Below are 21,666 nucleotides of genomic sequence, written 5' to 3'. Positions count from 1 at the left end.
TTTCGCTCCCGGTGACCGACGCTGATGGTGACGACGCTGGAACGAGACGACCTCTGTCACACAGCTCGGCGCGGCAGGCTCACAGATCGATCGCGACGCGCAACTCCGTGTCGGTGACCGTCTCGACGGAGTCGGCGGGGACCTCGATGTCGTCTTCGTCGGCGTCGCCGAAGCCAAAGCCCTGGATCACGCTCTCGGCGATGCCCGGGTCCGGTTCGACGTAGGCCACCTGCTCGTCGGGGTCGACTTCGGTGACGACGCCGATCTGCTCGGCTTCGTTGTCCATCAGGAACTTCCCCTCGTCTGCTGTCGATAGAACTGACATAGCATCTGTACTGCATCGCCGTCCTACAAGAATCTTCTCGAAGGGGAGAGGGCGGCAGTATCACTCGAACAGTCCGTCGACGTCCGATTCTCGGTGTTCGCGGCGCTGGACGTGCTCGCCGAGTCTGGTCGCGACGATCGGCCGGCGATCGGGTTCGCGCACGAACGCGAAGATCAGTCCGGTGTAGGGACCACTCTCGTCGGCGGCGACCTCCTCGCGGGCGTACTCGATGCCGGCGTCGACGGCGTGCTCGTCCTCGCCTTCGGCCAGGACTCTCGCGGCGACGGCCGTCGCCGCGAAGTCAAGATCGTCGTAGGTCAACCGCTGGCCCTCGTAGACCAGCGGCGGTGCGTCGTCCGGTGTCACCTCCCGCGGGGCCGTCGCGACGCGACCGAGGAACGACCGGACGGCGTCCAGTTCGATCCCTCGATACGTCGCCGGCAAGTCGGCGAGGTACGCCCGACCGCTCTCGGCCAGTCCCGTGGCCCCGGAGTGGTTCTCGTCGTCGAGGTGGTGGACGACCGCGGTGAACTGGATCAGCCCGTGGAGTAGTCGCTCGTCGTCGGTCCCCTGGGACAGGTCGAGCCAGTGGTCCTCCCAGGCGTCGTGGGCCGCGTGGTACCGGCCCTCGTTGTAGATCGCGACGCCCGCCCGGAGGTGATCGCGCATGCACGGGCTTCGGTCCCGGCGGGCAAAACGCCTGGGTCTACTCCTCGATCAGCACCTCGACATCGCCGCCGAGTCCGACGATCACGTTCGACCCCTGGCGCACGTCGAAGGCGTCGATCGGGAGCGAGACGGTCCGGTCGGGGCCGTCCTCGACCGACACCGCGAGCTCGTACTCGCCCGCCGTGTCGATACCGGGGTCGAGTTCTCGCCGCTCGTCTGCGTCCAGCGACACCGTCTCCTCGGAGATCGTTTCCCCGCCGCGCGCGACGGTCACGGTGACCGTCGCCTCGCCGCTCCCGTTCGCGAGCACCAGCAGGATCGGATCGTCCGGTGGCGGGGTGGGACTCGTCGTCGGTTCGGTGGTCGGCGTCACGTCGGGATCGGGCGACTCGACACAGCCGGCGAGGGTCGCGACGCCGAGACCGGCCGCTCGGAGGAGGGCACGTCTGTTCACGCCGGTCGATCCGGCCGCCCGGACAAGTGCTTTCTGTCGGCCGGGACCGCAAGCATTAGTTGGTGGTACCACAGAGTCGACGGCATGTCACTCACCGACGCGCAGTTCGAACAGTACCAGCGAGACGGCTACGTCGTCGTCGAGGACGCCCTCGACGCCGAGACGGTCGACCGCGTGACGCGTCGCCTGCGAGCGTACACTCACGGCGACCGCGCTGTCGAGGGGTTCCAGTCACAGATCGAGCCGGCCGTCGAGCGCGGCGAGATCGAGGTCGAGCACACGGGCGACGCGGTACGGAAGTTCGAGGGGCTGGGCATGGTCGAGACCGACGACGTGTTCCGCTCGGTCGCCCACGACGCCACGATCACGGACACCGCCGCCGAACTGCTCGGGCCGAACCTGAAGCTCCTGCGCAGCGCCGCGATGTTCAAACCACCGGCGGTCGGCAGCGAGAAGGGATTCCACCAGGACGCGGCCTACTACCCGATCCAGCCGATGGACCACGTCACCGTCTGGATCGCGCTGGACGAAGCGACGACCGAGAACGGCTGTATGAACGTCGTGCCGGGCGCGCACACGGACGGCCTGCTGGGCCACGAGGCCGCCGACTACGACACGGACATCGTCATCGCCGAGGACGACGTGGACCGCTCTGACGCCGTCGCCGTGCCGATGGAACCGGGCGACGCACTCTTCGCTCACTGCCTGGTTCCACACTTCACCGCCCCCAACACGACCGACCAGTGGCGGCGCGCGCTCATCGTGTCCTACATGGACGCCCGCTCGCGGTTCACGACGCCGGCCGAGGACCGGCCCGACTGGGTGGACTCCGTCCACATCCGGGGCGAAGAGTTCCCCGGCTGTGTGTAGGTGGTTTCTCTGATCGGCAAACCGTCCTGACAGCGATATCGCCCGTCACTTCTCGTCGTCGCACGAACGGACAGTCGTCACTCGCAGTGTAGTGAAAGGAAAACGTCCGGACAGCGATTTGAACGCTGGTCCCTGGCTCCGCAAGCCAAGAGGATAGTCCACTACCCTACCCGGACTCACTCTAACCGAAGAGGGAGTGCTGTAAAGGGGTTACGGTTCGATCGGGCACTGCGGGACGGTACCACGAGTGTCGTCGCCGTGGCGTCGTCGACGCGACTCGGAGCGTCCCACGGCCACGCGGCGAGGGCGTCCACCGTACGAACGACCACAAGCTAATTACTTTCAGCCGTTCTCGTGGTGAACGTGAACCGTCGAACGACACTGATCCGGCTCGTCGGGCTCGGGGCGGCGGGGCTGGCGGGCTGTGTGTCCGGCAGCGACGGCGGTGACCGGCGACAGCGGACGACCCAGACAGCCATGACTCCGACACTGGACGACGCGACGATCGTGGTACAGCGCAACGACTGTGGCCAGACGACCAGCGACGCGACGGTGTCGTTCGGGGAGCACGTGGCCGTCTCGGGAACGATCTGGGCTCCGGACCCCGGCTGGACGGCAGTCCTGTCGGCGGCCAGTTACGATGCCGACGACGACGAACTGACCGTCGCCGTCGGTGTCGAACCACGGGACGACAGCGGTCCAGTCGTCCAGTGTATCGCCGAGATCGAGTACCGGGTCACGGCGACCTTTTCCGACGGGCTGCCCGGGAGCGTGACGGTCACACACGAGACCGACGAGGGCGTGGCGACGGTCGCGACGGCGACGGCGTGACCTCCCTGGCGGTCCGTGCGTTTATCCCGGAACGCGACCCATCGACGCTATGCTACCGAGCCGAGGGGCGGAAACCACCGGACGCGAGCGGTGCGTTCTCGTAACGACAACGCTTAAGCGGCGGCCAACCTTGCCTTGTGTACATCAATGGGTGCGATAGGAGACATCTACGCGGACCTCGAGACGGACGAGGTCTCCGAGGAGGAGTTCCGCGAGGCCGTCGAGGAGAAGGTCGAGCAGATGGGCGGGCTCGCAGACGAGGAGACCGCCGCGATGTTGCTCGCACACGAACTCAACGAGAACGAGGTCAACGCGGTCGCCGACATCGAGCCGGGGATGAACGAGGTGAAGTTCATCGCGAAGGTGATGTCGGTCGGCGATCTGCGCACCTTCGAACGGGACGGCGACGGCGAGGACGAACCCGACGAGGGTCGCGTGATCAACGTCGAGGCGGCCGACGAGACGGGCTCGGTCCGGCTGGCGTTCTGGGACCAGGAAGCCGAGTCGATCGACGAAGGACAACTCGACGTGGGCGACGTGTTGCGCGTCGCCGGCCGGCCCAAGGAGGGGTACAACGGGCTGGAGGTCTCCGTCGACAAGGCCGAACCCGACGAGGACGCGACCGTCGACGTCGAGCCCGGCGGGGGGTCGACCATCGACGCCCTGAGCATGGGCCAGTCCGACGTCGACGTGCGCGGCGTGGTCCTCGACACCGACTCGATCCGGACGTTCGACCGCGACGACGGCAGCGAGGGCCGGGTCGCGAACCTGACGATCGGCGACGAGACCGGTCGGGTTCGGGTGACCCTGTGGGACGACCGGGCCGACCGTGCCGAGGAGATCGATCCCGGGACGGCCGTCGAGATCGTCGACGGCTACGTCCGCGAGCGCGAGGGGAGTCTCGAACTCCACGTCGGCGACCACGGTGCCGTCGACGAGATCGACGAGGCGGTCGCCTTCGAGCCCGACGCCGCCGCGATCGAGCACGTCGAGATCGGCGAGACCGTCGACATCGCCGGCGTCGTTCGCTCGGCCGATCCGAAGCGGACGTTCGACCGCGACGACGGCAGCGAGGGCCAGGTTCGCAACGTCCGGATTCAGGACGCGACCGGCGACATCCGCGTCGCGCTCTGGGGCGAGAAGGCCGACAAGGAGATCGCACCGGGCGACGAGATCCTCGCGGCCGACGTGGAGATCGACGACGGCTGGCAAGACGACAAGGAAGCGTCGGCCGGCTGGCAGTCGACCGTGGTCGTCCTCGACGGTGCCGCCAGTGCTCCGGGCAACGGCGGCGCTGGTGGCGGGGGACAGGCGACCGGAGCCACGAGTGCCGACGGCGGCAGCGCCTCGGCGGGGCTCGACGACTTCGCCGACGGGGGCACCGCCTCGGCGGGGCTCGACGACTTCGCCGACGGGGGCACCGCCACGGCGACCGACGAGAGCGACGACGAGACCACTGCCGGCGAGACGATCGAGTTCACCGGGACGGTCGTCCAGACCGGCGACCCGGTCGTACTCGACGACGGCGAGGAGACGATGAGCGTCGAGACGGCCGAACGCGTCCAGCTCGGTCAGGAGGTCACGGCCCGCGGGACCCTCCGAGACGACCGACTCGACGCCGACGACGTGTTCTGACGCGCCGAGCGCAGTTACGGAAACTCTTAAGGCTGCGACAGTCCCGCCTTTGTGTATGAGCGTCGAGCTACCGTTCGCGCCGGTCGATTCGGTGATCCGGCGGAACGCGGGTGGGTTGCGTGTCAGTGCCGAAGCCGCCGAGGAACTGGCTCGCCGGATCCAGGAGTACGGGGCACGACTGGCCGCCGCCGCCGCCGAGACGGCGACGGCGGACGGACGAAAGACCTTGATGCCCGAGGACTTCGACGCCGAGGGCGTCCGAGACAAGGACGAACTGGAGCTGCCGGTCGCGCCGGTCGACCGGATCGCACGGCTCGACATCGACGACAGCTACCGGGTCGCGATGGACGCCCGGGTCGCACTCGCCGACATCCTCGAAGCGTACGCCGACGACGTGGCGGCCGCTGCCGCGACGCTCGCCCGCCACGCCGACCGGCGGACGATCAAGGCCGAGGACGTCGAGACGTACTTCGAACTGCGGCAGTACTACTGAATGAACTTCGGCTACCGCGAGGTCTGCCTCGACCACGACACGGGTCCGCGCCACCCAGAGAGTGCCGACCGCCTCCGGGCGATCAGGCGGGGTCTCGCGGAATACCACGGCGTCGAGTACGTCGCCGCGGGCGACGCCGACGAGGAACTGATCTGCAAGGTCCACGATCCCGACTACGTCGCGGAGATCAAGACGTTCTGTCAGGATGGTGGGGGCAACTGGGACGCAGACACCGTCGCCGTCGAGGACACCTGGAAGGCCGCACTCGCCAGTGCCGGCCTCGCCGAGTGGGCGGCGCTCTCGGCGCTGGAGGGCGACGACGGCCGCGAGACGCCGTTCGCGCTGGGCCGTCCGCCCGGCCACCACGCGGTCGCGGACGACGCCATGGGCTTTTGCTTCGTCGACAACGCCGTCGTCGCGGCCCAGTCGGCACTCGACGAGGGTGCCGAGGGGGTCGCGATCTTCGACTGGGACGTCCACCACGGCAACGGGACCCAGGACATCTGCTACGACCGCGACGACATCTTCTACGCGTCGATCCACGAAGACGGCCTGTACCCCGGCACCGGCGACGTCGACGAGACGGGAACCGGCGACGGCGCGATGACGACACTCAACGTCCCCTACGACCCCGGTGCCGACACCGTCGACTACCTGGCTGCCGTCGACGAGCTGATCGCCCCGGAGATCGAGTCGTTCGATCCCGACCTCCTGCTGGTCAGCGCCGGCTTCGACGCCCATCGCCACGATCCGATCTCCCGGATGCGGGTCTCCTCGGAGGGGTACGGACTTCTCACCCAGCGGATGCGCGAGCTCACCGACCGCTGTGACGCCGGCCTCGGTTTCGTTCTCGAAGGCGGCTACAGCCTCGACACCCTGACCGACAGCCTCACCACCGTCCACGAGGTCTTCGACGGCTACCAGCCCTCACAGCCCGACGGGTCGGTCAGCGAGGACGCCCGCGACGTGCTCGACGCCCTGGTCGATCAGGGCTTCGGGTCGACGTAGTCTGCGAGTTCGACGCCGAACTCGCCTGCCAGGGACGCGACCGCCTCGCCGACCAGTACCTCGTACTCCGCTTCGAGCGCCGACGCGACGTGTGTCCCCAGCGCCACGTTCGACAGCGCGTCGCTTCGCAGGAACGCCGACGCCGTCGCGAACTCGCGGTCGCGTTCGACGACGTAGCGATCCCCGTCGACGTACGGCCCCGTCGCGTCGGCGGCGGCGTACTTCTCGTAGAATCCCGCTGCGTGGTCCCGGACGTGGACCGGCGGCCCCTCGTGGCGCTCTATCGTGGGCCGCTCGGCCACTTCCAGTTCCGCCAGCAAGACGGCCGTCTCGTCTGCGAACGCCGCCGAGCGGAGGACGTCGAACCCGCGCCGATTCAAGGCGTCGGTCACTCCCGACAGCGACCGTTCGAGCTGGGGCCAGAGCTGATCGTCGACGAGATCCGGCGCGTCGAACCGCACCGCGACCGGCGTCGTCCCCCGCCGCTCGAACCACGCCCGGACTGTCTCGGCGTCGACGGGCTCGGGCTCGCTGGACTCGAACAGGTCCGCTCGTGGCTCGGCCACCAGCTCGCGTGCGTAGTGCTGGAAAGTCGCCAGCTGTGTGGCCGACAGCACCGCCGCGACGTTTCGCTCCGGGTCCGTGGGATCGATCACGACGAGCGGATCGTCGAAGCTCTCCCGCCCGTGGTCGGCCGGATCGAACTCCAGTGGCGGCGTCCACGCCGCCGCGGCCTCGACGAGCGGCCGGAACCCGTCGTGTTCGAGCACGAGCAGCTCCGTCAGGTACCCGGAGAACCCCTCCGTCCTGAGGTCGCTGCCGTAGACGCCGATCGCCTTCATGAACTGCTTGCAGACCCGCACGTCCGCGGCCAGCGTCTCGTCGAGTCGCTCGGCGAGATAGCGCGTGTGAAACGGCGTCCGGTCGACCGCCGACTGGATCGTCGCCGCGTCGGCGACGTCGTAACACGGGACCAGATCCACGTCGTACCCGTCGACGGTGCCCTTGACGTAGGGGTGTTCGGCGTACTCCTCGTGGCCCGCCGGCAACACGGCGTGGCCGACCGAGAGCCCGTACTCCTCTAACTCCTCGCGGTCGAGCTCGGGCGGGAAACAGACGAACAGGTCCAGGTCCCGATCGCCCGCCGTCCACGTCCCGCGCGCCGTCGAGCCCACCCGCACGACGTGGGCGTCGACGGGCAACGACGCGATCGCGTCTTCGGCCCGCTCGGTGAGTCTGTCCGCGATCGCCTGCAACGCCGCGCGCTCGTCGTCGCCAGGGGTCACCCGCTCGCGAACCCGCTCGACCACGGCGTCGACCTCGTCGCTCATGCCCCCGGCTTTGCGAGGAGTGCGTGAAAGCGTGTCGATGGACGACGGAAAGCGAAAGTCCTATTTAACAACTCGGGCTATGGTGGGACAGAGCCGCCGTAGCTCAGTTGGTAGAGCACCACGCTGTTAACGTGGTTGTCCCAGGTTCGAGCCCTGGCGGTGGCGCTTCTCCCGTCGTCGACTCCCCGAGCCAGTCGCTCAGCTCCGTCGAGCGGCCCGTGGCGAGTGTCTCGCCGCTGCCGCAACGAGACGGTAGAATTTTGTCGGCCGGTGGGATACGAACGTACCAGGGCCCTTAGCTTAGTCTGGTTCAAAGCGATCGGCTCATAACCGATTGAGCGGTGGTTCAAATCCGCCAGGGCCCATCCACAGTTTGCAGGGTTCGTGGCCGACGGAATGGCCTATTTCAGGCCTTGTAAGACCAAATTTGCCAAAGTCAGCCAATTTTTGTTGTTGTCTCGATCTGGGGTTCAACCATCGCATGTAGGTGTGTCGTCGCTAGATGGATATTTCACATATTCGAGACTGTCCGGCAACACCGCTTTGTTGAATAGCGGCTAACCAGATCCACGTCCTTTTTGAATATTAATGACGGTTTTCCACCGTGTTCGACGTTGCTCAAGCCGATGAGAAAGCAGTCTATCTACATATTCTAATTCCGTGCTGGGTTTCTACCGCATTCCGACCAACGGCAGCGGTGGCGTCCTCATGATGGGGAGACTGTTTCAATCCCGTGCTGGGTTTCTACCGCGTTTCGACCGTGAGAGTAACGTCTCACAGAGACGAGCCTGTTATGTTTCAATCCCGTGCTGGGTTTCTACCGCGTTTCGACGGCCGCAACGGCCACGCCTTCGCCATCGAGGCAAAGACGTTTCAATCCCGTGCTGGGTTTCTACCGCGTTTCGACCGACCGAGACGACGAACGCCGCGATGGTGTACGGCTCGTTTCAATCCCGTGCTGGGTTTCTACCGCGTTTCGACCCTGTTGGAGCGCTTCGATCGGGGCCTGTACTCGATGTTTCAATCCCGTGCTGGGTTTCTACCGCGTTTCGACAGCACAGAGGTGATGCCTGATGGCGGCCGCGACTGGTTTCAATCCCGTGCTGGGTTTCTACCGCGTTTCGACCCTCAACGAGCGCGCGAATGTCGTAGCCATCCGGGAGTTTCAATCCCGTGCTGGGTTTCTACCGCGTTTCGACGCCAAGCGCCGAGAGGCGTGCGGGGAGGGTCTGCATCGCCACACGAGCGGCCGAGTTTCAATCCCGTGCTGGGTTTCTACCGCGTTTCGACGTGGTCTTCGACCCACTCTACGCCGGCGTCGGTCAGCGTTTCAATCCCGTGCTGGGTTTCTACCGCGTTTCGACGGACTGGATCGACGGGTTACTGCTCGCCACGCCGATGTTTCAATCCCGTGCTGGGTTTCTACCGCGTTTCGACTCCGCGAGACCGTCGTCGAGGAGCGTCGAGTGCAGCTGGTTTCAATCCCGTGCTGGGTTTCTACCGCGTTTCGACGGGTCCTGTGCCGAGGCATAATGCGCGGCAAGGAGGTTTCAATCCCGTGCTGGGTTTCTACCGCGTTTCGACCTATGCGCAGCTCTAACGATTCAGCACCACACGGAGTTTCAATCCCGTGCTGGGTTTCTACCGCGTTTCGACAAAACGACGATGCGGCCGATCAGCGCCATCTACATGTTTCAATCCCGTGCTGGGTTTCTACCGCGTTTCGACGTTGCGGGAGTCGATCGACGACATGGAGGCCGGAGAGTTTCAATCCCGTGCTGGGTTTCTACCGCGTTTCGACATACCAGATCCGCCGATCAGGCCGGCGCCGACCGGTTTCAATCCCGTGCTGGGTTTCTACCGCGTTTCGACGTGAAGACCGAGGTCGAGCACGAGCTGGACGAGGAGTTTCAATCCCGTGCTGGGTTTCTACCGCGTTTCGACTCTTGTCCAGTGGAGAGGTTCGCTATGCCAGTTTTGAGTTTCAATCCCGTGCTGGGTTTCTACCGCGTTTCGACCTGTGCCGTCAGCACTCGGAGGAAGCGCGGGTCCTGGTTTCAATCCCGTGCTGGGTTTCTACCGCGTTTCGACCCGGGAGTCCTTCGGGCAGACACGGGAGACGACAACTGTTTCAATCCCGTGCTGGGTTTCTACCGCGTTTCGACCTACGAACGCGGTTGGGGGAGCAACGATCCTGACTAGTTTCAATCCCGTGCTGGGTTTCTACCGCGTTTCGACCGCACAAGACGCCGGAGCGGATCGGTCGCCGGGAACGGTTTCAATCCCGTGCTGGGTTTCTACCGCGTTTCGACATGACTGCCCTAACTGTCGAAAACGCAGAAAGTAGGTTTCAATCCCGTGCTGGGTTTCTACCGCGTTTCGACTGAACGCGAGTCGAGGCAAGAACTATGAGATCAAGTTTCAATCCCGTGCTGGGTTTCTACCGCGTTTCGACCTCTTCCGAGAGGTTGGTCGGAGCCTGTGCGTTCAGGTTTCAATCCCGTGCTGGGTTTCTACCGCGTTTCGACTTGCGTTTTCTCGGGCTACCGCAGACAGCGAGGTTTGTTTCAATCCCGTGCTGGGTTTCTACCGCGTTTCGACAAGACGAGTTCGAGGAGCTATATACCGCGCAGGGGATGTTTCAATCCCGTGCTGGGTTTCTACCGCGTTTCGACCCGGCCCGGTGGTCAGGTCCGCGGTCTCATACTGGTTTCAATCCCGTGCTGGGTTTCTACCGCGTTTCGACTCGTCCGCCCGAGCCCTACTGCTGCTCATTCGTCTAGTTTCAATCCCGTGCTGGGTTTCTACCGCGTTTCGACCGGAGAATGCCATCGCCTCGGCGAGTGTCATCGTGTTTCAATCCCGTGCTGGGTTTCTACCGCGTTTCGACAGGGGGGAATACACGCTGCAGAGAACCTATAGCTTACGCAAAAGTCGCGAAAAGGGGCGACTCGATCGTGGACCCCTGCTGTACACCTGATTTAAGTTAGTCCACGAATCATCGCAGTCGGAACAACTGGAGTCGACCACCAAGCGTTAGTTCAACATGCCTCGTTTTCATCCGCTTTTCCGTTTTGATTGTGCCAGCTGCCTCAAGTTCGTCAAGATGCCGACCAACCGTGCTTCGAGATTGGCCGCTCTTGTCGGCAATTGTCGGGAGTGTAGATTCCCCATCCAATTTTGCGACGGTTCGCAGTGTTTCGTGCGTCTTCACGGGAAGCGACTGTATCAGTTCTGGCAGTTGGAGCTCCCGTACCTCCTCATCAATATCTGTAAACTGAAGCACGGTGTCGATTTGCTCGTTGGCGACGAGTGCGGCAATTGAGAATGCGAGGAAGATCTCACGCGGGCCCCCACCAAAGTTTGCGATTGTCTCCCCACCGGCTGCTGCGAACACGTCGAGACACTCCATGACCGCGGTAGCAAAATCGTCATACGTAATCTGAGTGACGACGACGTTAACATCCGGACCCAATTCCGAGAAAATCTGCTTCACATCCGTAACAGCGCTATCACCGTCTTCGTCGTCGTTATAAGGCCGAAGCAATACGACTTCGTCCCCCGCATTCAGTCCGTGATCTAAGACTGGCCGCACGACCCGTGTATCATAATATCCGATTGTCGAAATATACGTCCGCATACCTCAAGGAGGGATGCCTGCATCTAAATGGTTCTGTCGCAGGATCGTGCAGACGTCAGCATCTGGTTGCACAGGCTGTGTTGAATCGCCATAAGGCGGTAGATTTCATTGTTTCACAGCACGTTTGATGTTGTAGACGACACACATCAGGGCGATTTCGCGGAACTCACGAAACCAGGATCGCGCTCGCACGGCGAAGCCGAGCGAGCGCTTCACAGCCGAATTGACGGTCTCAGTCATCGAGCGCTGGTTGTATCGCTGTTCGTCGATTCTGGCGTTGTGTGCGTGGTCGTAGGGAGCGAAGATGCGGTGCTTGATCAGGGGTCTGATGCCGAGTTCACGCAATGCTTCGCGGAGCGCTTGCTTGTCATAGCCTTTGTCGGCGGCCAGAGACCGCAGATCGCCCGCGTTCCGACGGGCGATCTGCTCGGCGAGGTCTGCGTCGCTTCCTTCCCTATTCGTCGAACAGTGTACGTCAAGGACGGCTTGAGTGTCTGTATCGACGAGTTTCGTGACTTTTAGCTTCTGCACGCGGTAGCTGATTCGCTGGCAGTAGTGGCGGCTGGCGGCCGAGCGTTCGTAGAATGTGGCGTCGATAGCAGCGTGTTTCGATGGGTCGTGTAGCTGCGCCGACTGGCGCAGCAACACTCGACAAACGCTCATCTCGATCCGGTCGAACGCTTTACACAACGTGGATGGAGAGGGAAGATCGGCCGCATTGAGGCCGATCTCCCCGGTTATTTGTGGCATCTCTTTGAGCAGGTCAATCGTCATTCGGTAGGACGCATCAAGGTAAATCCGCAGACAATGGAGAGAAACGAGGGCGTAATCGGCGAATCCGCCGCCACCTTCCGGGGCGGCGGATTCGTCTCCATCGCCAGTAACTCTTTGAGCAATCGGTACAATCTCTCCAGTGAAGCGGGAGATTTGTGTCATGGACAACCAAATCATCCCGCTTCAACTCCTTTGATTTAGCGACCTATCCCGACGCCGTCTAGTGATTCAACAGAGCCGTTTGATGCAGATATTATTGAAACAGGGCAGTCGAAGAGCCAGCGTAAACGGCGTGAAATAATTCTCTCTCTCGTAGAAGAGCAGGATGGAGTAACATTAGAAGAGATTGCTGATAATGTGGGATTTGACCAGGAGCTACTGAAACACGATATTGAAATGCTGAAGGAAACTGGGAGGATTTATTCTATGAGCGGTGAGCTCAGGAAAACATAGTAGACAATCCCACTCAAAGAAGCAATAATTGCTGACCGAGTGTTACTTTAAAAATAGTGGATGTAAACCAAACATATACAATCTAAGCAGCATCCCAAATGTATAACAGCCCACCAACTGATGGAGAGATTATCTACCCACTCATAGAATGTCAGACGAAACTCAGAGATATGATGATGAGACAGACACACTATTAGACCATAGAGCAGGGAGACTAGAAGATATTGCAAATAATGCAATAGAGCTGATTAAAATAAACTTGTTGGTCATGGGTCTTTTCACTCCCGTCCTATCAGCATTCCAAAATGGACTGAATAAACTAAGTGATGTTGTCACTTCTGAGTTTGGAGCTGTTGGAATTATAGCTTGGGCAATAAGCATGTATCTTTCAACGGCGGTTTTCCGACGAGCCCGCCGACATTCTGTACTCCAGTTCCTCCCGCTCGAAGAAGCAGTAGCTGAAGGGCAAAATAGAGAGACCTATCGGAAATCTATTATTGATGGGAAGCAAGAATATGAAGATCAATCAGACAGAATAATGGGATTACTCACTATTTCAGTCGCATTTTCTCTCTCATCAATACTTTTCCTAATTATATCTTTCGCCAATGTGTCTAACTCTCAATCAAATGTTGTTGACCCGATGTTGGGATTTGGGTTAGTTGGAATAACGGTTCTTATCGTTGGAGGCAAAGATCTATTGATCATACCTGGCGTCATAGGTTATACGGTCTCCTCTCTGACGCAGATATTAAATCCAAACCGGTTACAGAGAAAAATACCATCATTAGACCAGATATTTGGATATTCGCTTGATTCTGTGTTGATATCTAACTCTGAGATTGGTTTTGGAAAGTCGGGAGAAGGCAAAGAGGCATCATCAAAGTTGAGTCAAGATGATGAGGAAAGAGTAAAGGGAATTGCGAATATCCTATCCCAAATTGAAAAAGTTCCAGAAATAAGGGCAGAAACACTTGTTGCAATACATTCACTCTTTGGTAATGAGTCATTTACCTATTCAGATATCAAGGAAGCTGTTGATGGAACAGATGTTAGCGTTTCAAAGACAATAATTGACAGATTAGTAGATAATGGCCTTGTTGAAGAGATCACACCCTCACGGACGCTCCTGATAAATGAACGAACAAACGAGATCGTAACTTCACCAGAAGAAGAAATTGACCAAGAAGTAGCCAATGTTTTGGATTTTATTGATGAGAACAACATCAATACATCATTCTTGGAAAAGGCGTTAGGACTGTCTCTAGGGATAGATTTGGAGGAAGTCCTAAAATCAGGATCAGTCAGTGATCGAGTAAGTGCTTTAGATACGTGTGTATCAGCAATAGAAAATAGAGGATTTGAAACGGAAGATATAGGAAGGATATCCTTCGTTCAATCCCAAAAGCGTTACCGGCTCACTGAAGAGGCGATCAATAAAATATCAAATTCGAAAAGGAACTATGAGAAAGAAGAACGGCGTCGTAAAGCTGATAAAGCGGAAAGAACCCAGCGGTGGATGGTTGTTGAACCTCCAGAGCACATTCAAGGAACTATTCAAATTGCAGAGACCGGTCCAAGGCCTCATGAACAGCACGTGTGCCATTTGCCAGATGCAAAAATACCAGAAGACGATAAAGAGTATTTAACCAGCCTTGAGAATGGAGATACTGTCGTTCTACGCCTGACTGGTGGGATGAGTAGTGGGAAAATCATCGAAGAAGTCAATCCCTGAATAACAGTGAATCCATCTGCTCACCACAAGCTATTTTGAGACACTCTTTTTGCCACGAATAGCAAAGGTGGATGAAGTCTTGAGTTCCACAAACGATCAATTTGTATTCAGCAGTATGATCGAGGAGATCAGTTTAGACTTGCAGAATAATCCCATACAGTACGGTAACGAGGATCCACTCGTACCAGAAATAGTCCATCGGTTACGCCGCCGACTCGATCCAGAATATCTCCCGGTAGAATATCTTCAAGACTATGGCGATACAGATGGTGAATGGCGAGTTCGTGATTTCTGGGAACGCGTCGAGGAGATCGGAAAAGCCTGCAGGGTTAGGCCCGAGGTCTCATTCGTCGAAGATGGAGAACGTTGGACCTACGATCGGAAAGTGAACGGATCAAACAAATCGAGTAGGCCCAAGTTCGACATTGCAGTCTTTGATACAGAAGGACCAATGATCGGCCAGAGTAAGCAGGAAGGGCCTGGGAATTACTGGGACACGGAAAACGAACTCTCGATACTTTGTGAAATCAAGCATTCAAAGAACGAGACTTCGAACTTCTATTCGTCCTCGAAAGGGGCAGATGATATCGAAGCACTTGCTCAGTATCCCGGGATAGTAGAGCGCCGTGTTTTCTTGTTTATCGACTGGTGGCCGATCGATGGAAACGGCAACCACCGTTTCCAGCAACACAAGGAGCGCCTGTTGGACAACGTCGGGGAGACAGTAGTACCAGTGGATGTGATCTACCTTTCACGGGCCGGCGACCATCACGAGTTTACGATATGATTGTTGACGGAGTTCATCAAGAACCACGACACGAACCCCGTCACATCGCGATAGAGCTCCGCTCTCGGACCCAGACGGTAGCTGCTACTGTCGCAGTGCGTACTGCGAGCGATCTCTCCGGGCAAACGCAGCGGTTCCGCGCACGTCGGCGGTCCTCCGACCGCCGGCCACGAGCGAAGTTTGTATGACGGACGGCCGAAAAGGGACGCGTAATGGGATCGCCGAACGTCTTGCTCGTCGTGCTCGATGCGACCAGGAAGGACCACCTCTCCTGTTACGGTTACGACCGGCCGACGACGCCGGAGTTGGACGCGTTGGCGCAGGCGGGGACGCGCTACGAGCAGGCGATCGCGCCGGCACCGTGGACCCCGCCCTCCCACGCGTCGATGTTCACGGGGCGGTATCCGTCCGGGCACGGGAGTTTCGGCACGCAGCCGCTGGGAGAGTACGACGGGCCGACCGTCGCCGAGTTGCTCTCGGCGGCGGGGTACGCGACGTTCGGGTTCAGCAACTCCCACCACACCAGCATCGAGCAGGAGTTCGACCGCGGGTTCGACTACTACCACGACATCCTCGCGTTGCCGCGGTTCATGGACACGATGTACGAGCCCAGCCTGGATTTCCTCCGGTTTCTCCCGCGGTACTTCCGGGACGGCTACGACATCTCGGACTTCCAGCGGCGCAAGCTCGAAACGCAGGTTCGGCGGGCCGACGACCCCTTCTTCGGGTTCATCAACTTCAACGCCGCACACGCACCCTACAGGCCACCCGAGGAGTTCAGAGCGCCGTTCGAGGAGCGGTTCGACGACTGGGACGCGGTCGACGAGACGGCGGCCCGGAAGGTCGGCGACGACGAGGGGTACGAGTACATTCTGGGCGACGTGACGATGTCGGCGACGGAGTGGGAGCTCGTGGAGTGCTGGTACGACGCCGAGATCAGGTACGTGGACGCGCTGCTGGGCGAGCTGTTCGACTGTCTGCGACGGCAGGGGGTCTACGACGACACGCTCGTCGTTGTCACCGCGGACCACGGCGAGCACTTCGGCGAGCACGGGCTGGCCTACCACCAGTTCTCGCTGTTCGAGGAGCTGCTCAACGTCCCGCTGCTGGTCAAGTGGCCCGAGAGCGACCGGCCGTCGCCGGCTCCCGGGACGGTGTCGGACCGGCTCGTGTCGCTGGTCGATCTCGTCCCGACGATCTGTGAGTGGGCCGGCGTCGGGGTGCCAGACGAGGTCGACGGCCGGGCGCTGACCGGCGACGACGACCGCGACGCGGTCTTCGCGGAGTACGACCGACCGTATCCGCCGCTGCGCGAGCGGCTCCAGCAGTACGACAGCTTCGAAGCCTACGACAGGGGCTTGCAGGCGGTTCGGACCGAGACGCACAAGCTGATCCGGCCGACAGTCGGGGAGAGGACGCTGTATCGCCTGACCGACGAGGGCGAGGTCGAGGTCTCCGACGACGAGCGCGAGGCGGCACTGGCCAGCAGGCTGGACGAAACGCTCGACCCACTTCCCGATTCGAGTCGAACCACGGAGCTAGACGAGCACGTCAGCGACCACCTGGAGAAGATGGGCTACCTGTGAGGGCCGGCGGTGTCAGTAGTCCCGGACTGCGGCGACGATCCCCGCGGTCTGGCCGACGCCAGCGACTGCGAGGCCGGCGACCGGCACCAGAGGGTCGCCGCTCACGAGGGTCCCCGCGACGTAGACGATCGCGCCGAGAGCGCTCAGGACCGCACCGCCCGTGTACGCAAGCGGCGAGCGGTCGACGTGTCGACCCGTGTACGCCAGTCCGCCGGCCGGGACGAGCAGCCAGCCGACGACGGTGAGCCACAGCAGCGACGACGCGGGCGGCGTCTGCAAGAGGCCGGTCGTCCCGACCAGCGTGAGCGCGAGCCCGACGAGCAAGACGAGTCGCCACGCGCGCAAGACGCCGCGGCGCATCGCCGACCACGAGAGCACGGTGAAGGCGACGAGGACGGCGTCCATCACCAGGTGAGCGATCAGGACCGTCCGGAGCGCCAGCGCGTCCAGGTGTGCGGCGATCGCGAACGTCCAGGCCAGCGGTACGAGGACGACGGGACCGTTCTCGCGGAGGCGACGAAGCATACAGAGCGCATTGTGACCTGCCCACAAGAACGTGGTGTGACACCAGCGCGCACAATCCTTTTGCCGTCCCGCACTGATGATCGAGTATGACATACCGGGTCGTCGGCGCGAACTTCGACCAGATGCATATGAACACGAATCTCGGCTGGGCTCACGACCACCCCGAGATGGAGGTCGTCGCCGTCTGCGACGAGGAGCCGGAGACCTCGACCGGCTCCGTCGAGACGGCCGTCGAAGAGTGCGGGCTCACCGAGGACGACGTCTACGACGATCTGGAGCAGTGTCTCGAAGCGACGACGCCGGACGTGGTGTTTGGCTGCCCGCGAAACTCGGAACACGCCGCGTTCGTCGAGCGGGTCGCGGCCTACGACGTACACCTCGCCATCGAGAAGCCCATGGCCGTCACGCTCGCCGACGCCGATCGGATGCTCGACGCGATGGCCGACACGGACCGGCGCTTCGTCGTCAACTGGCCGGTGATGTGGGACCCCGTGAAACACACCGTCGAGGACCTCGTGGCCAGTGGCACCGTCGGCGACGTGATCGAGGTCCAGTACTACGGGGGCAACGCGGGCGCGCCGCCGGACGACAGCTGGTTCTACGATCCCGAGGACGGCGGCGGCTCGATGCTTGACTACCTCGGCTACGGTGCGACGTTCTCGACGTGGTTCCGCGGGGGAGAGCTGCCAGAGTCGGTGACCGCCGAGCGGTACGTCCCGGAGGGGATGGACGTCGACGTACAGAGCTCGACGATCTGTCGGTACGAGGAGGGGTTGTCGACGCTCCAGACCTCCTGGCGGCTGCTCACCAATCCCTGGGAGATCCAGCCCCAGCCGGTGAAGGGGTACGAGATCGTCGGGACCGAGGGGACCGTCAGCACGCGCACCCCCGACGCGGCGATCCGCGTGACGACCGCAGATCGGCCGAAGGGGTACACCGTCAAGCCGGATCCACTGCCCGACCGCTTCGAGAACCTGGCGACCTACCTCGTCGACCGGATCGAGACCGACCGGGAGCCGGAGGGGCCGACCGATCCAGCCTTCTGCCGGGAGGCCCACCGGATCATCGAGACAGCACGCCGGAGCGCACAGCGGGGCGAGCGACTGGACCTGGTGGAGTGACCGACGTTACTGGAGGTTCACGGTCAGCAGCCACGCCTGCCCGAAGGCGAGCGCGCCGAGCACGAGGTGGACGAGCGTCTCGTAGTACCGCAGACGGACGGCAGTCTCCAGATCGAGGAGGAGGCGGGCCGGTCGCAAGCAGAGGTAGGCCGTGACCGACAGCGCGGGGAGCACGGTCAAGCCGAGCAGCCGCGGACCGCGAGTGACCGAGACCTCGCCGTCGACGCCGAGGTGCCAGCCGACGATCATCGTCTCCGGCAGCGACGGGGCCAGCAGGAACCCCGAGGCGGCCGTCGCGAGGACCAGCCCGAGCGACGTGAGTTCGGGGAGGGCGCGCCGGGAGACAGTCACGGCTCGCTCACGACCGTTGGGTCGGCGGTAGCGCTGTCTCGACTCGATGGTCCCGTTCGGGGCTGTGTGGAGGTCGGGCGGGCGGCCGGCGAGGTGCGTCCGTACCGCCAGACGAAGCCGGCGGTCAGCGCCGAGACGACGGCCGCGAGCAGCGGCCCGAACGCGCCGGGGACGATAACGGTGTCTGACATCGGTAGGTCACACTGGGCCCCCCGGGAGCATAGGAACACGACCGGTACTTCACGCGCTGAAGCACCGGAGCGGTTTTTACGGTCGCCTCGCCCGTATCGACTACCGTGAGCGAGGACCCCGATATCGGGACTGTCGCGGGGCTGCTCGAAGACGAGACAGCACGACGCATCCTCACGCAAACCAGCCAGGAACCCATGTCAGCGAGTACACTCGAACAGCGGTGTGACGCGTCAGGACCGACGATCTACCGTCGGCTCGAACAGCTCGAAGCGTCCGACCTGATCGTCGGACAGACCCGGCCCGACCCCGAAGGGGGCCACCACCGGACGGTGTACGAGCCGAACGTCCGGAGCGTGACCGTGGAACTGGTCGAGGGGGAACTGGAACTGTCGATCGACCGCCGGGAGAACATGGCCGACCGGCTCACGCGGTTCGTGGAGGAGATCTAGATGACGATAGAGACACTCGGGACGGTTGGACTGCTGTTACAGGGCTACGAACTGGTCGGTACGGCGCTTGGCCTGTTCATCGCCTACCTGGCGTTCAGGGGCTACCGGCGCAACGACAGCCGACCGATGCTGTTCTTCGCGATCGGATTCGGCATCATTCTGGGGTTGCCACTCCCCGTCGTCGCGCTGTCGCTTGTGTTCCCGTGGCTGTCCGGTCCGGGGGGACAGGCGATCATTCAGACGTTCGAACTCGTCGGTCTCGTCTGTATCATCTACGCGCTCCGGATGGATCCCTGACGGTCACACCGTCGGCTATTACTCCCGTGCGGGCGGTGGGGTGTACCCCTCCAGATCGGCGTCCCGCAGGTCGACGTCGGCCCCGTCTTCGGCGGCCTTGTACGCGGCCATACAGAGCCGGAGGATCCGGACGCCGTCGGACAGGTCGAGCCTCGCGTTCTCGCCGGCTCGGAACGCCGCCACTGCGTCCCGGTTCTCGGCGACGAACCCGCCCGTCACCACGTCAGCGGCGGCGATGGGCATTCGCCCGCTGGTGGCGGTCTGTTTCTCCGTCCACCCCTCGCCCTCGCCCAATTCGTCCGAGAAGAAGACGCTGGAAGACTCGTCGTCGGACAGCACCTGCCCGGAGTACTCCGGCCCGAGCAACTCGATCGTCCGTCGGACGCCGGAACCGACGTAACACCACGAGCCCGTCGCTTCCGAGACGACGGTCCGTCCGTCGCCGTCCTCGTAGCGCACCGTCGTCCGGGCGTAGTCGTCGACCGGGTTCGATCGGAAGTCGACGCCGAAGTCGGCTTCGAGCTGGTCGGCGTAGTCGTCCTGTTGCCACTTGATCGTCTCCGTGTCGGCGGAGACGCTGACCGGTTCGAGGTCGTCCTCGCCGTCCGGGTCCGACAGCAGGAAGTCGTTGCCCGCGAGCGCGTGACACAGCATGTCCGTCAGCGCGCCCCCGCCCTGCTTGCGGCCGTCCCAGAACCACCCGGAGTGGGGACCGCCGTGTTCGGCCTGCGATCGGGCGATGTAGGGACGGCCGGCCCCGCGGCCCTGCTCCCACAGCAGCGCCCGGAGCTTGTCGATGTCGGGCTCGTGGGGCCAGTTCTCCAGATAGGCGTGAGGGAGGGCCGCTCCTTCGACGAGGTCGACGATCCGGTTGGCCTCCCGGAGGTTCCGCGCGACCGGTTTCTCCAGGGCGATGCCCCGTAGCTCGGCCCCGTCTTCGACCGCCTCGACGGCGGCCTCGACCACGTCGACGCGCGTGAAGTTCGGGCTGGTCACCCACAGCCCGTCGACGTCGGGGTCCGCGACGAGGTCGGCGACGGCGTCCTCGCCGTAGACGCTCGGATCGCCCCACCCCTCCTCGCGGCAGGTGTCGGCGAGCGATTCCGCGTTCTCCCGCGTGCGGTTCTGGATTCCCGCGACGTGAACGTCCGGGAGGTACCCCACGCTGGGTGCGTGCGATTCGCGCGTGATGAAGCCCGCGCTGACGAAGCCGATGCCAAAGGAGTCGGTCATACAGGAAGGCAGTGAGCCAACGACTAAAACGCTCAGGGTCGGCTGACCGTTACCAGTTCCAGGGCCCGTGGTCGGCGTCGATCACGCGCTCCCGGCGGTCGATCGAGTCGATCAGGTCGAGATCGTCGTCGTCCAGTTCCAGATCGAGCGCGGCGAGGTTCTGCTGCATATGCTCGCGACTGCTGGCCTTGGGGATGGCGGCGACGTTGTCGTGGCTGGTGATCCACGCGAGGCTGACCTGGGCGGGCGTGGCGTCGTGTTTCTGGGCGACCTCTCGAATCTCGGGGACGTCGAAGACCGCGCCCTTGGCCAGGGGCGAGTAGGCGACGAACGTGTAGTCGTGTGCCTGGGCGTGGGCGACGAGGTCTTCCTGTGGGAGCAGGGGATGCATCTCGGCCTGGTGGGCGAAAAGCGGCGCGTCGAGCACGTCCATCGCCTCGTCGAGCAGTTCGGGGGTGAAGTTCGACAGCCCGACGTGGCGGGTCTTGCCCGCCTCGTAGGCGTCGTCGTAGGCCGGCAGCACTGTCTCGTGGTCGTAGACGCCGGAGGGCCAGTGGACGTACAGCAGATCGACGGCGTCGACGCCCAGCCTGTCGAGACAGCCGTCGATGGCGTCTGGCACCCGGTCGGCCTCGGGGGGCACGTCGTGGTGGACAGTCTTTGTCGAGAGCCACACGTCGTCGCGATCGACGGCCGAGGAGCGCAGTCCCTCACCGACGTACCGCTCGTTCTCGTACACCTGTGCGGTATCGACGTGGCGAAAGCCAACGTCGAGCGCGGTGCCGACGTTGTCGGTCCACTGCTCGCGGTCGTCCTCAGAGTAGGTCCCCAGACCGAGCGGCGGCATGTCGTCTCGTGGCATCACTCGAACCAGTGGTTGTGGCGACTTGCCGCTGGCGGTCGCGGC

At 62.4% G+C, this 21,666-nt stretch carries 22 protein-coding genes, 3 tRNA genes and 1 CRISPR repeat array; of the genes, 13 read left to right on the top strand and 12 right to left on the bottom strand.

Features of this window, described 5'->3' with window-relative positions:
* Window positions 1-79: 79 nt before the first annotated feature.
* From ACAH01_RS01825 to ACAH01_RS01815, 3 genes are read right to left on the bottom strand one after another with little or no spacing between them, the layout of a single operon-like run.
* The gene (locus ACAH01_RS01825) at window positions 80-325 is read right to left on the bottom strand and encodes a hypothetical protein (protein WP_170092791.1); all 246 of its coding nucleotides are present in this window, start codon (window positions 323-325) and stop codon (window positions 80-82) included.
* Between the two features lie 60 nt (window positions 326-385).
* Window positions 386-994, bottom strand: coding sequence for a DUF309 domain-containing protein (locus tag ACAH01_RS01820; protein ID WP_372480058.1), 609 nt, complete (start codon window positions 992-994; stop codon window positions 386-388).
* A gap of 37 nt (window positions 995-1,031) precedes the next feature.
* A complete protein-coding gene (locus ACAH01_RS01815) occupies window positions 1,032-1,448 on the bottom strand; it encodes a hypothetical protein (protein WP_372480057.1) in 417 nt (138 codons plus the stop codon).
* Window positions 1,449-1,532: 84 nt separating this feature from the next.
* Here ACAH01_RS01815 and ACAH01_RS01810 point away from each other — a divergent pair, with 84 nt between their 5' ends.
* Window positions 1,533-2,318: a phytanoyl-CoA dioxygenase family protein gene (locus tag ACAH01_RS01810; protein WP_372480056.1), complete on the top strand. Its 786-nt coding sequence runs from the start codon at window positions 1,533-1,535 to the stop codon at window positions 2,316-2,318.
* 103 nt (window positions 2,319-2,421) lie between these two features.
* Here the strand turns inward: ACAH01_RS01810 and ACAH01_RS01805 are convergent.
* A tRNA-Arg gene (locus ACAH01_RS01805) sits at window positions 2,422-2,494 on the bottom strand.
* Between the two features lie 187 nt (window positions 2,495-2,681).
* On the opposite strand from ACAH01_RS01805, the gene ACAH01_RS01800 reads away from it, so the two are divergent.
* The 4 genes from ACAH01_RS01800 to ACAH01_RS01785 all read left to right on the top strand — a co-directional run bounded on the left by ACAH01_RS01800 (window position 2,682) and on the right by ACAH01_RS01785 (window position 6,285).
* Window positions 2,682-3,149, top strand: coding sequence for a hypothetical protein (locus ACAH01_RS01800; RefSeq protein ID WP_372480055.1), 468 nt, complete (start codon window positions 2,682-2,684; stop codon window positions 3,147-3,149).
* A 147-nt stretch (window positions 3,150-3,296) separates the two neighbouring features.
* Window positions 3,297-4,784 (top strand): single-stranded DNA binding protein, encoded by a 1,488-nt coding sequence (locus tag ACAH01_RS01795; protein ID WP_372480054.1) that lies wholly within the window; start codon window positions 3,297-3,299, stop codon window positions 4,782-4,784.
* A 55-nt stretch (window positions 4,785-4,839) separates the two neighbouring features.
* Window positions 4,840-5,277: a histone gene (locus ACAH01_RS01790; RefSeq protein WP_153554681.1), complete on the top strand. Its 438-nt coding sequence runs from the start codon at window positions 4,840-4,842 to the stop codon at window positions 5,275-5,277.
* Window positions 5,278-6,285, top strand: coding sequence for a histone deacetylase (locus tag ACAH01_RS01785; RefSeq protein WP_170092785.1), 1,008 nt, complete (start codon window positions 5,278-5,280; stop codon window positions 6,283-6,285). It begins immediately after the preceding gene.
* On the opposite strand, the gene cca is transcribed toward ACAH01_RS01785, so the two are convergent.
* Window positions 6,264-7,616 carry a CCA tRNA nucleotidyltransferase gene (cca, locus tag ACAH01_RS01780; protein ID WP_372480053.1) on the bottom strand — a complete coding sequence of 451 codons (1,353 nt, stop codon included), beginning with the start codon at window positions 7,614-7,616 and terminating at the stop codon, window positions 6,264-6,266. The genes ACAH01_RS01785 and cca overlap by 22 nt on opposite strands.
* A 92-nt stretch (window positions 7,617-7,708) precedes the next feature.
* Between cca and ACAH01_RS01775 the strand changes: the two genes are divergently transcribed.
* Both ACAH01_RS01775 and ACAH01_RS01770 read left to right on the top strand, forming a co-directional pair.
* Window positions 7,709-7,781: transfer RNA gene (locus tag ACAH01_RS01775), tRNA-Asn, on the top strand.
* A gap of 124 nt (window positions 7,782-7,905) precedes the next feature.
* A tRNA-Ile gene (locus tag ACAH01_RS01770) sits at window positions 7,906-7,981 on the top strand.
* 284 nt (window positions 7,982-8,265) lie between these two features.
* Window positions 8,266-10,506: direct repeats of the CRISPR family, unit length 37 nt; unit sequence GTTTCAATCCCGTGCTGGGTTTCTACCGCGTTTCGAC.
* 108 nt (window positions 10,507-10,614) lie between these two features.
* Here ACAH01_RS01770 and csa3 read toward each other — a convergent pair.
* Window positions 10,615-11,256 carry a CRISPR-associated CARF protein Csa3 gene (gene csa3 / locus ACAH01_RS01765; protein ID WP_372480052.1) on the bottom strand — a complete coding sequence of 214 codons (642 nt, stop codon included), beginning with the start codon at window positions 11,254-11,256 and terminating at the stop codon, window positions 10,615-10,617.
* Window positions 11,257-11,361: 105 nt separating this feature from the next.
* Window positions 11,362-12,192 carry an IS5 family transposase gene (locus tag ACAH01_RS01760; protein ID WP_372479458.1) on the bottom strand — a complete coding sequence of 277 codons (831 nt, stop codon included), beginning with the start codon at window positions 12,190-12,192 and terminating at the stop codon, window positions 11,362-11,364.
* Between the two features lie 439 nt (window positions 12,193-12,631).
* Here ACAH01_RS01760 and ACAH01_RS01755 point away from each other — a divergent pair, with 439 nt between their 5' ends.
* The 3 genes from ACAH01_RS01755 (at window position 12,632) to ACAH01_RS01745 (ending at window position 16,591) form a co-directional block, all read left to right on the top strand.
* Window positions 12,632-14,218, top strand: a complete 1,587-nt coding sequence (locus ACAH01_RS01755; RefSeq protein ID WP_372480051.1) for a hypothetical protein — start codon at window positions 12,632-12,634, stop codon at window positions 14,216-14,218.
* 115 nt (window positions 14,219-14,333) lie between these two features.
* Complete coding sequence (locus ACAH01_RS01750; protein WP_372480050.1) at window positions 14,334-15,005, top strand: hypothetical protein; 672 nt, start codon at window positions 14,334-14,336, stop codon at window positions 15,003-15,005.
* 212 nt (window positions 15,006-15,217) lie between these two features.
* Window positions 15,218-16,591 carry a sulfatase gene (locus ACAH01_RS01745; RefSeq protein ID WP_372480049.1) on the top strand — a complete coding sequence of 458 codons (1,374 nt, stop codon included), beginning with the start codon at window positions 15,218-15,220 and terminating at the stop codon, window positions 16,589-16,591.
* A 12-nt stretch (window positions 16,592-16,603) separates the two neighbouring features.
* Here ACAH01_RS01745 and ACAH01_RS01740 read toward each other — a convergent pair whose 3' ends face one another.
* Window positions 16,604-17,116 carry a hypothetical protein gene (locus ACAH01_RS01740; protein ID WP_372480048.1) on the bottom strand — a complete coding sequence of 171 codons (513 nt, stop codon included), beginning with the start codon at window positions 17,114-17,116 and terminating at the stop codon, window positions 16,604-16,606.
* Between the two features lie 86 nt (window positions 17,117-17,202).
* On the opposite strand from ACAH01_RS01740, the gene ACAH01_RS01735 reads away from it, so the two are divergent.
* Window positions 17,203-18,237 (top strand): Gfo/Idh/MocA family protein, encoded by a 1,035-nt coding sequence (locus ACAH01_RS01735; RefSeq protein ID WP_372480047.1) that lies wholly within the window; start codon window positions 17,203-17,205, stop codon window positions 18,235-18,237.
* Window positions 18,238-18,243: 6 nt separating this feature from the next.
* On the opposite strand, the gene ACAH01_RS01730 is transcribed toward ACAH01_RS01735, so the two are convergent.
* Both ACAH01_RS01730 and ACAH01_RS01725 read right to left on the bottom strand, forming a co-directional pair.
* Window positions 18,244-18,588, bottom strand: a complete 345-nt coding sequence (locus ACAH01_RS01730; protein ID WP_372480046.1) for a hypothetical protein — start codon at window positions 18,586-18,588, stop codon at window positions 18,244-18,246.
* The gene (locus ACAH01_RS01725; protein ID WP_372480045.1) at window positions 18,585-18,779 is read right to left on the bottom strand and encodes a hypothetical protein; all 195 of its coding nucleotides are present in this window, start codon (window positions 18,777-18,779) and stop codon (window positions 18,585-18,587) included. Before ACAH01_RS01725 ends, ACAH01_RS01730 begins: the two co-directional genes overlap by 4 nt.
* A 105-nt stretch (window positions 18,780-18,884) precedes the next feature.
* On the opposite strand from ACAH01_RS01725, the gene ACAH01_RS01720 reads away from it, so the two are divergent.
* Complete coding sequence (locus tag ACAH01_RS01720) at window positions 18,885-19,229, top strand: helix-turn-helix domain-containing protein (protein ID WP_170092849.1); 345 nt, start codon at window positions 18,885-18,887, stop codon at window positions 19,227-19,229.
* Window positions 19,230-19,526: a hypothetical protein gene (locus ACAH01_RS01715; RefSeq protein ID WP_372480044.1), complete on the top strand. Its 297-nt coding sequence runs from the start codon at window positions 19,230-19,232 to the stop codon at window positions 19,524-19,526.
* A gap of 18 nt (window positions 19,527-19,544) precedes the next feature.
* On the opposite strand, the gene ACAH01_RS01710 is transcribed toward ACAH01_RS01715, so the two are convergent.
* On the bottom strand, window positions 19,545-20,759 hold the full coding sequence (locus tag ACAH01_RS01710; RefSeq protein WP_372480043.1) for a Gfo/Idh/MocA family protein: 1,215 nt from the start codon (window positions 20,757-20,759) through the stop codon (window positions 19,545-19,547).
* 49 nt (window positions 20,760-20,808) lie between these two features.
* Window positions 20,809-21,621, bottom strand: a complete 813-nt coding sequence (locus tag ACAH01_RS01705) for an aldo/keto reductase (RefSeq protein WP_372480042.1) — start codon at window positions 21,619-21,621, stop codon at window positions 20,809-20,811.
* Window positions 21,622-21,666: the final 45 nt, after the last annotated feature.

The sequence above is a fragment of the Halomicrobium sp. HM KBTZ05 genome (assembly GCF_041530035.1).
Classification (GTDB): domain Archaea; phylum Halobacteriota; class Halobacteria; order Halobacteriales; family Haloarculaceae; genus Halomicrobium.
This window is presented reverse-complemented; position numbering and strand designations above follow the sequence as displayed.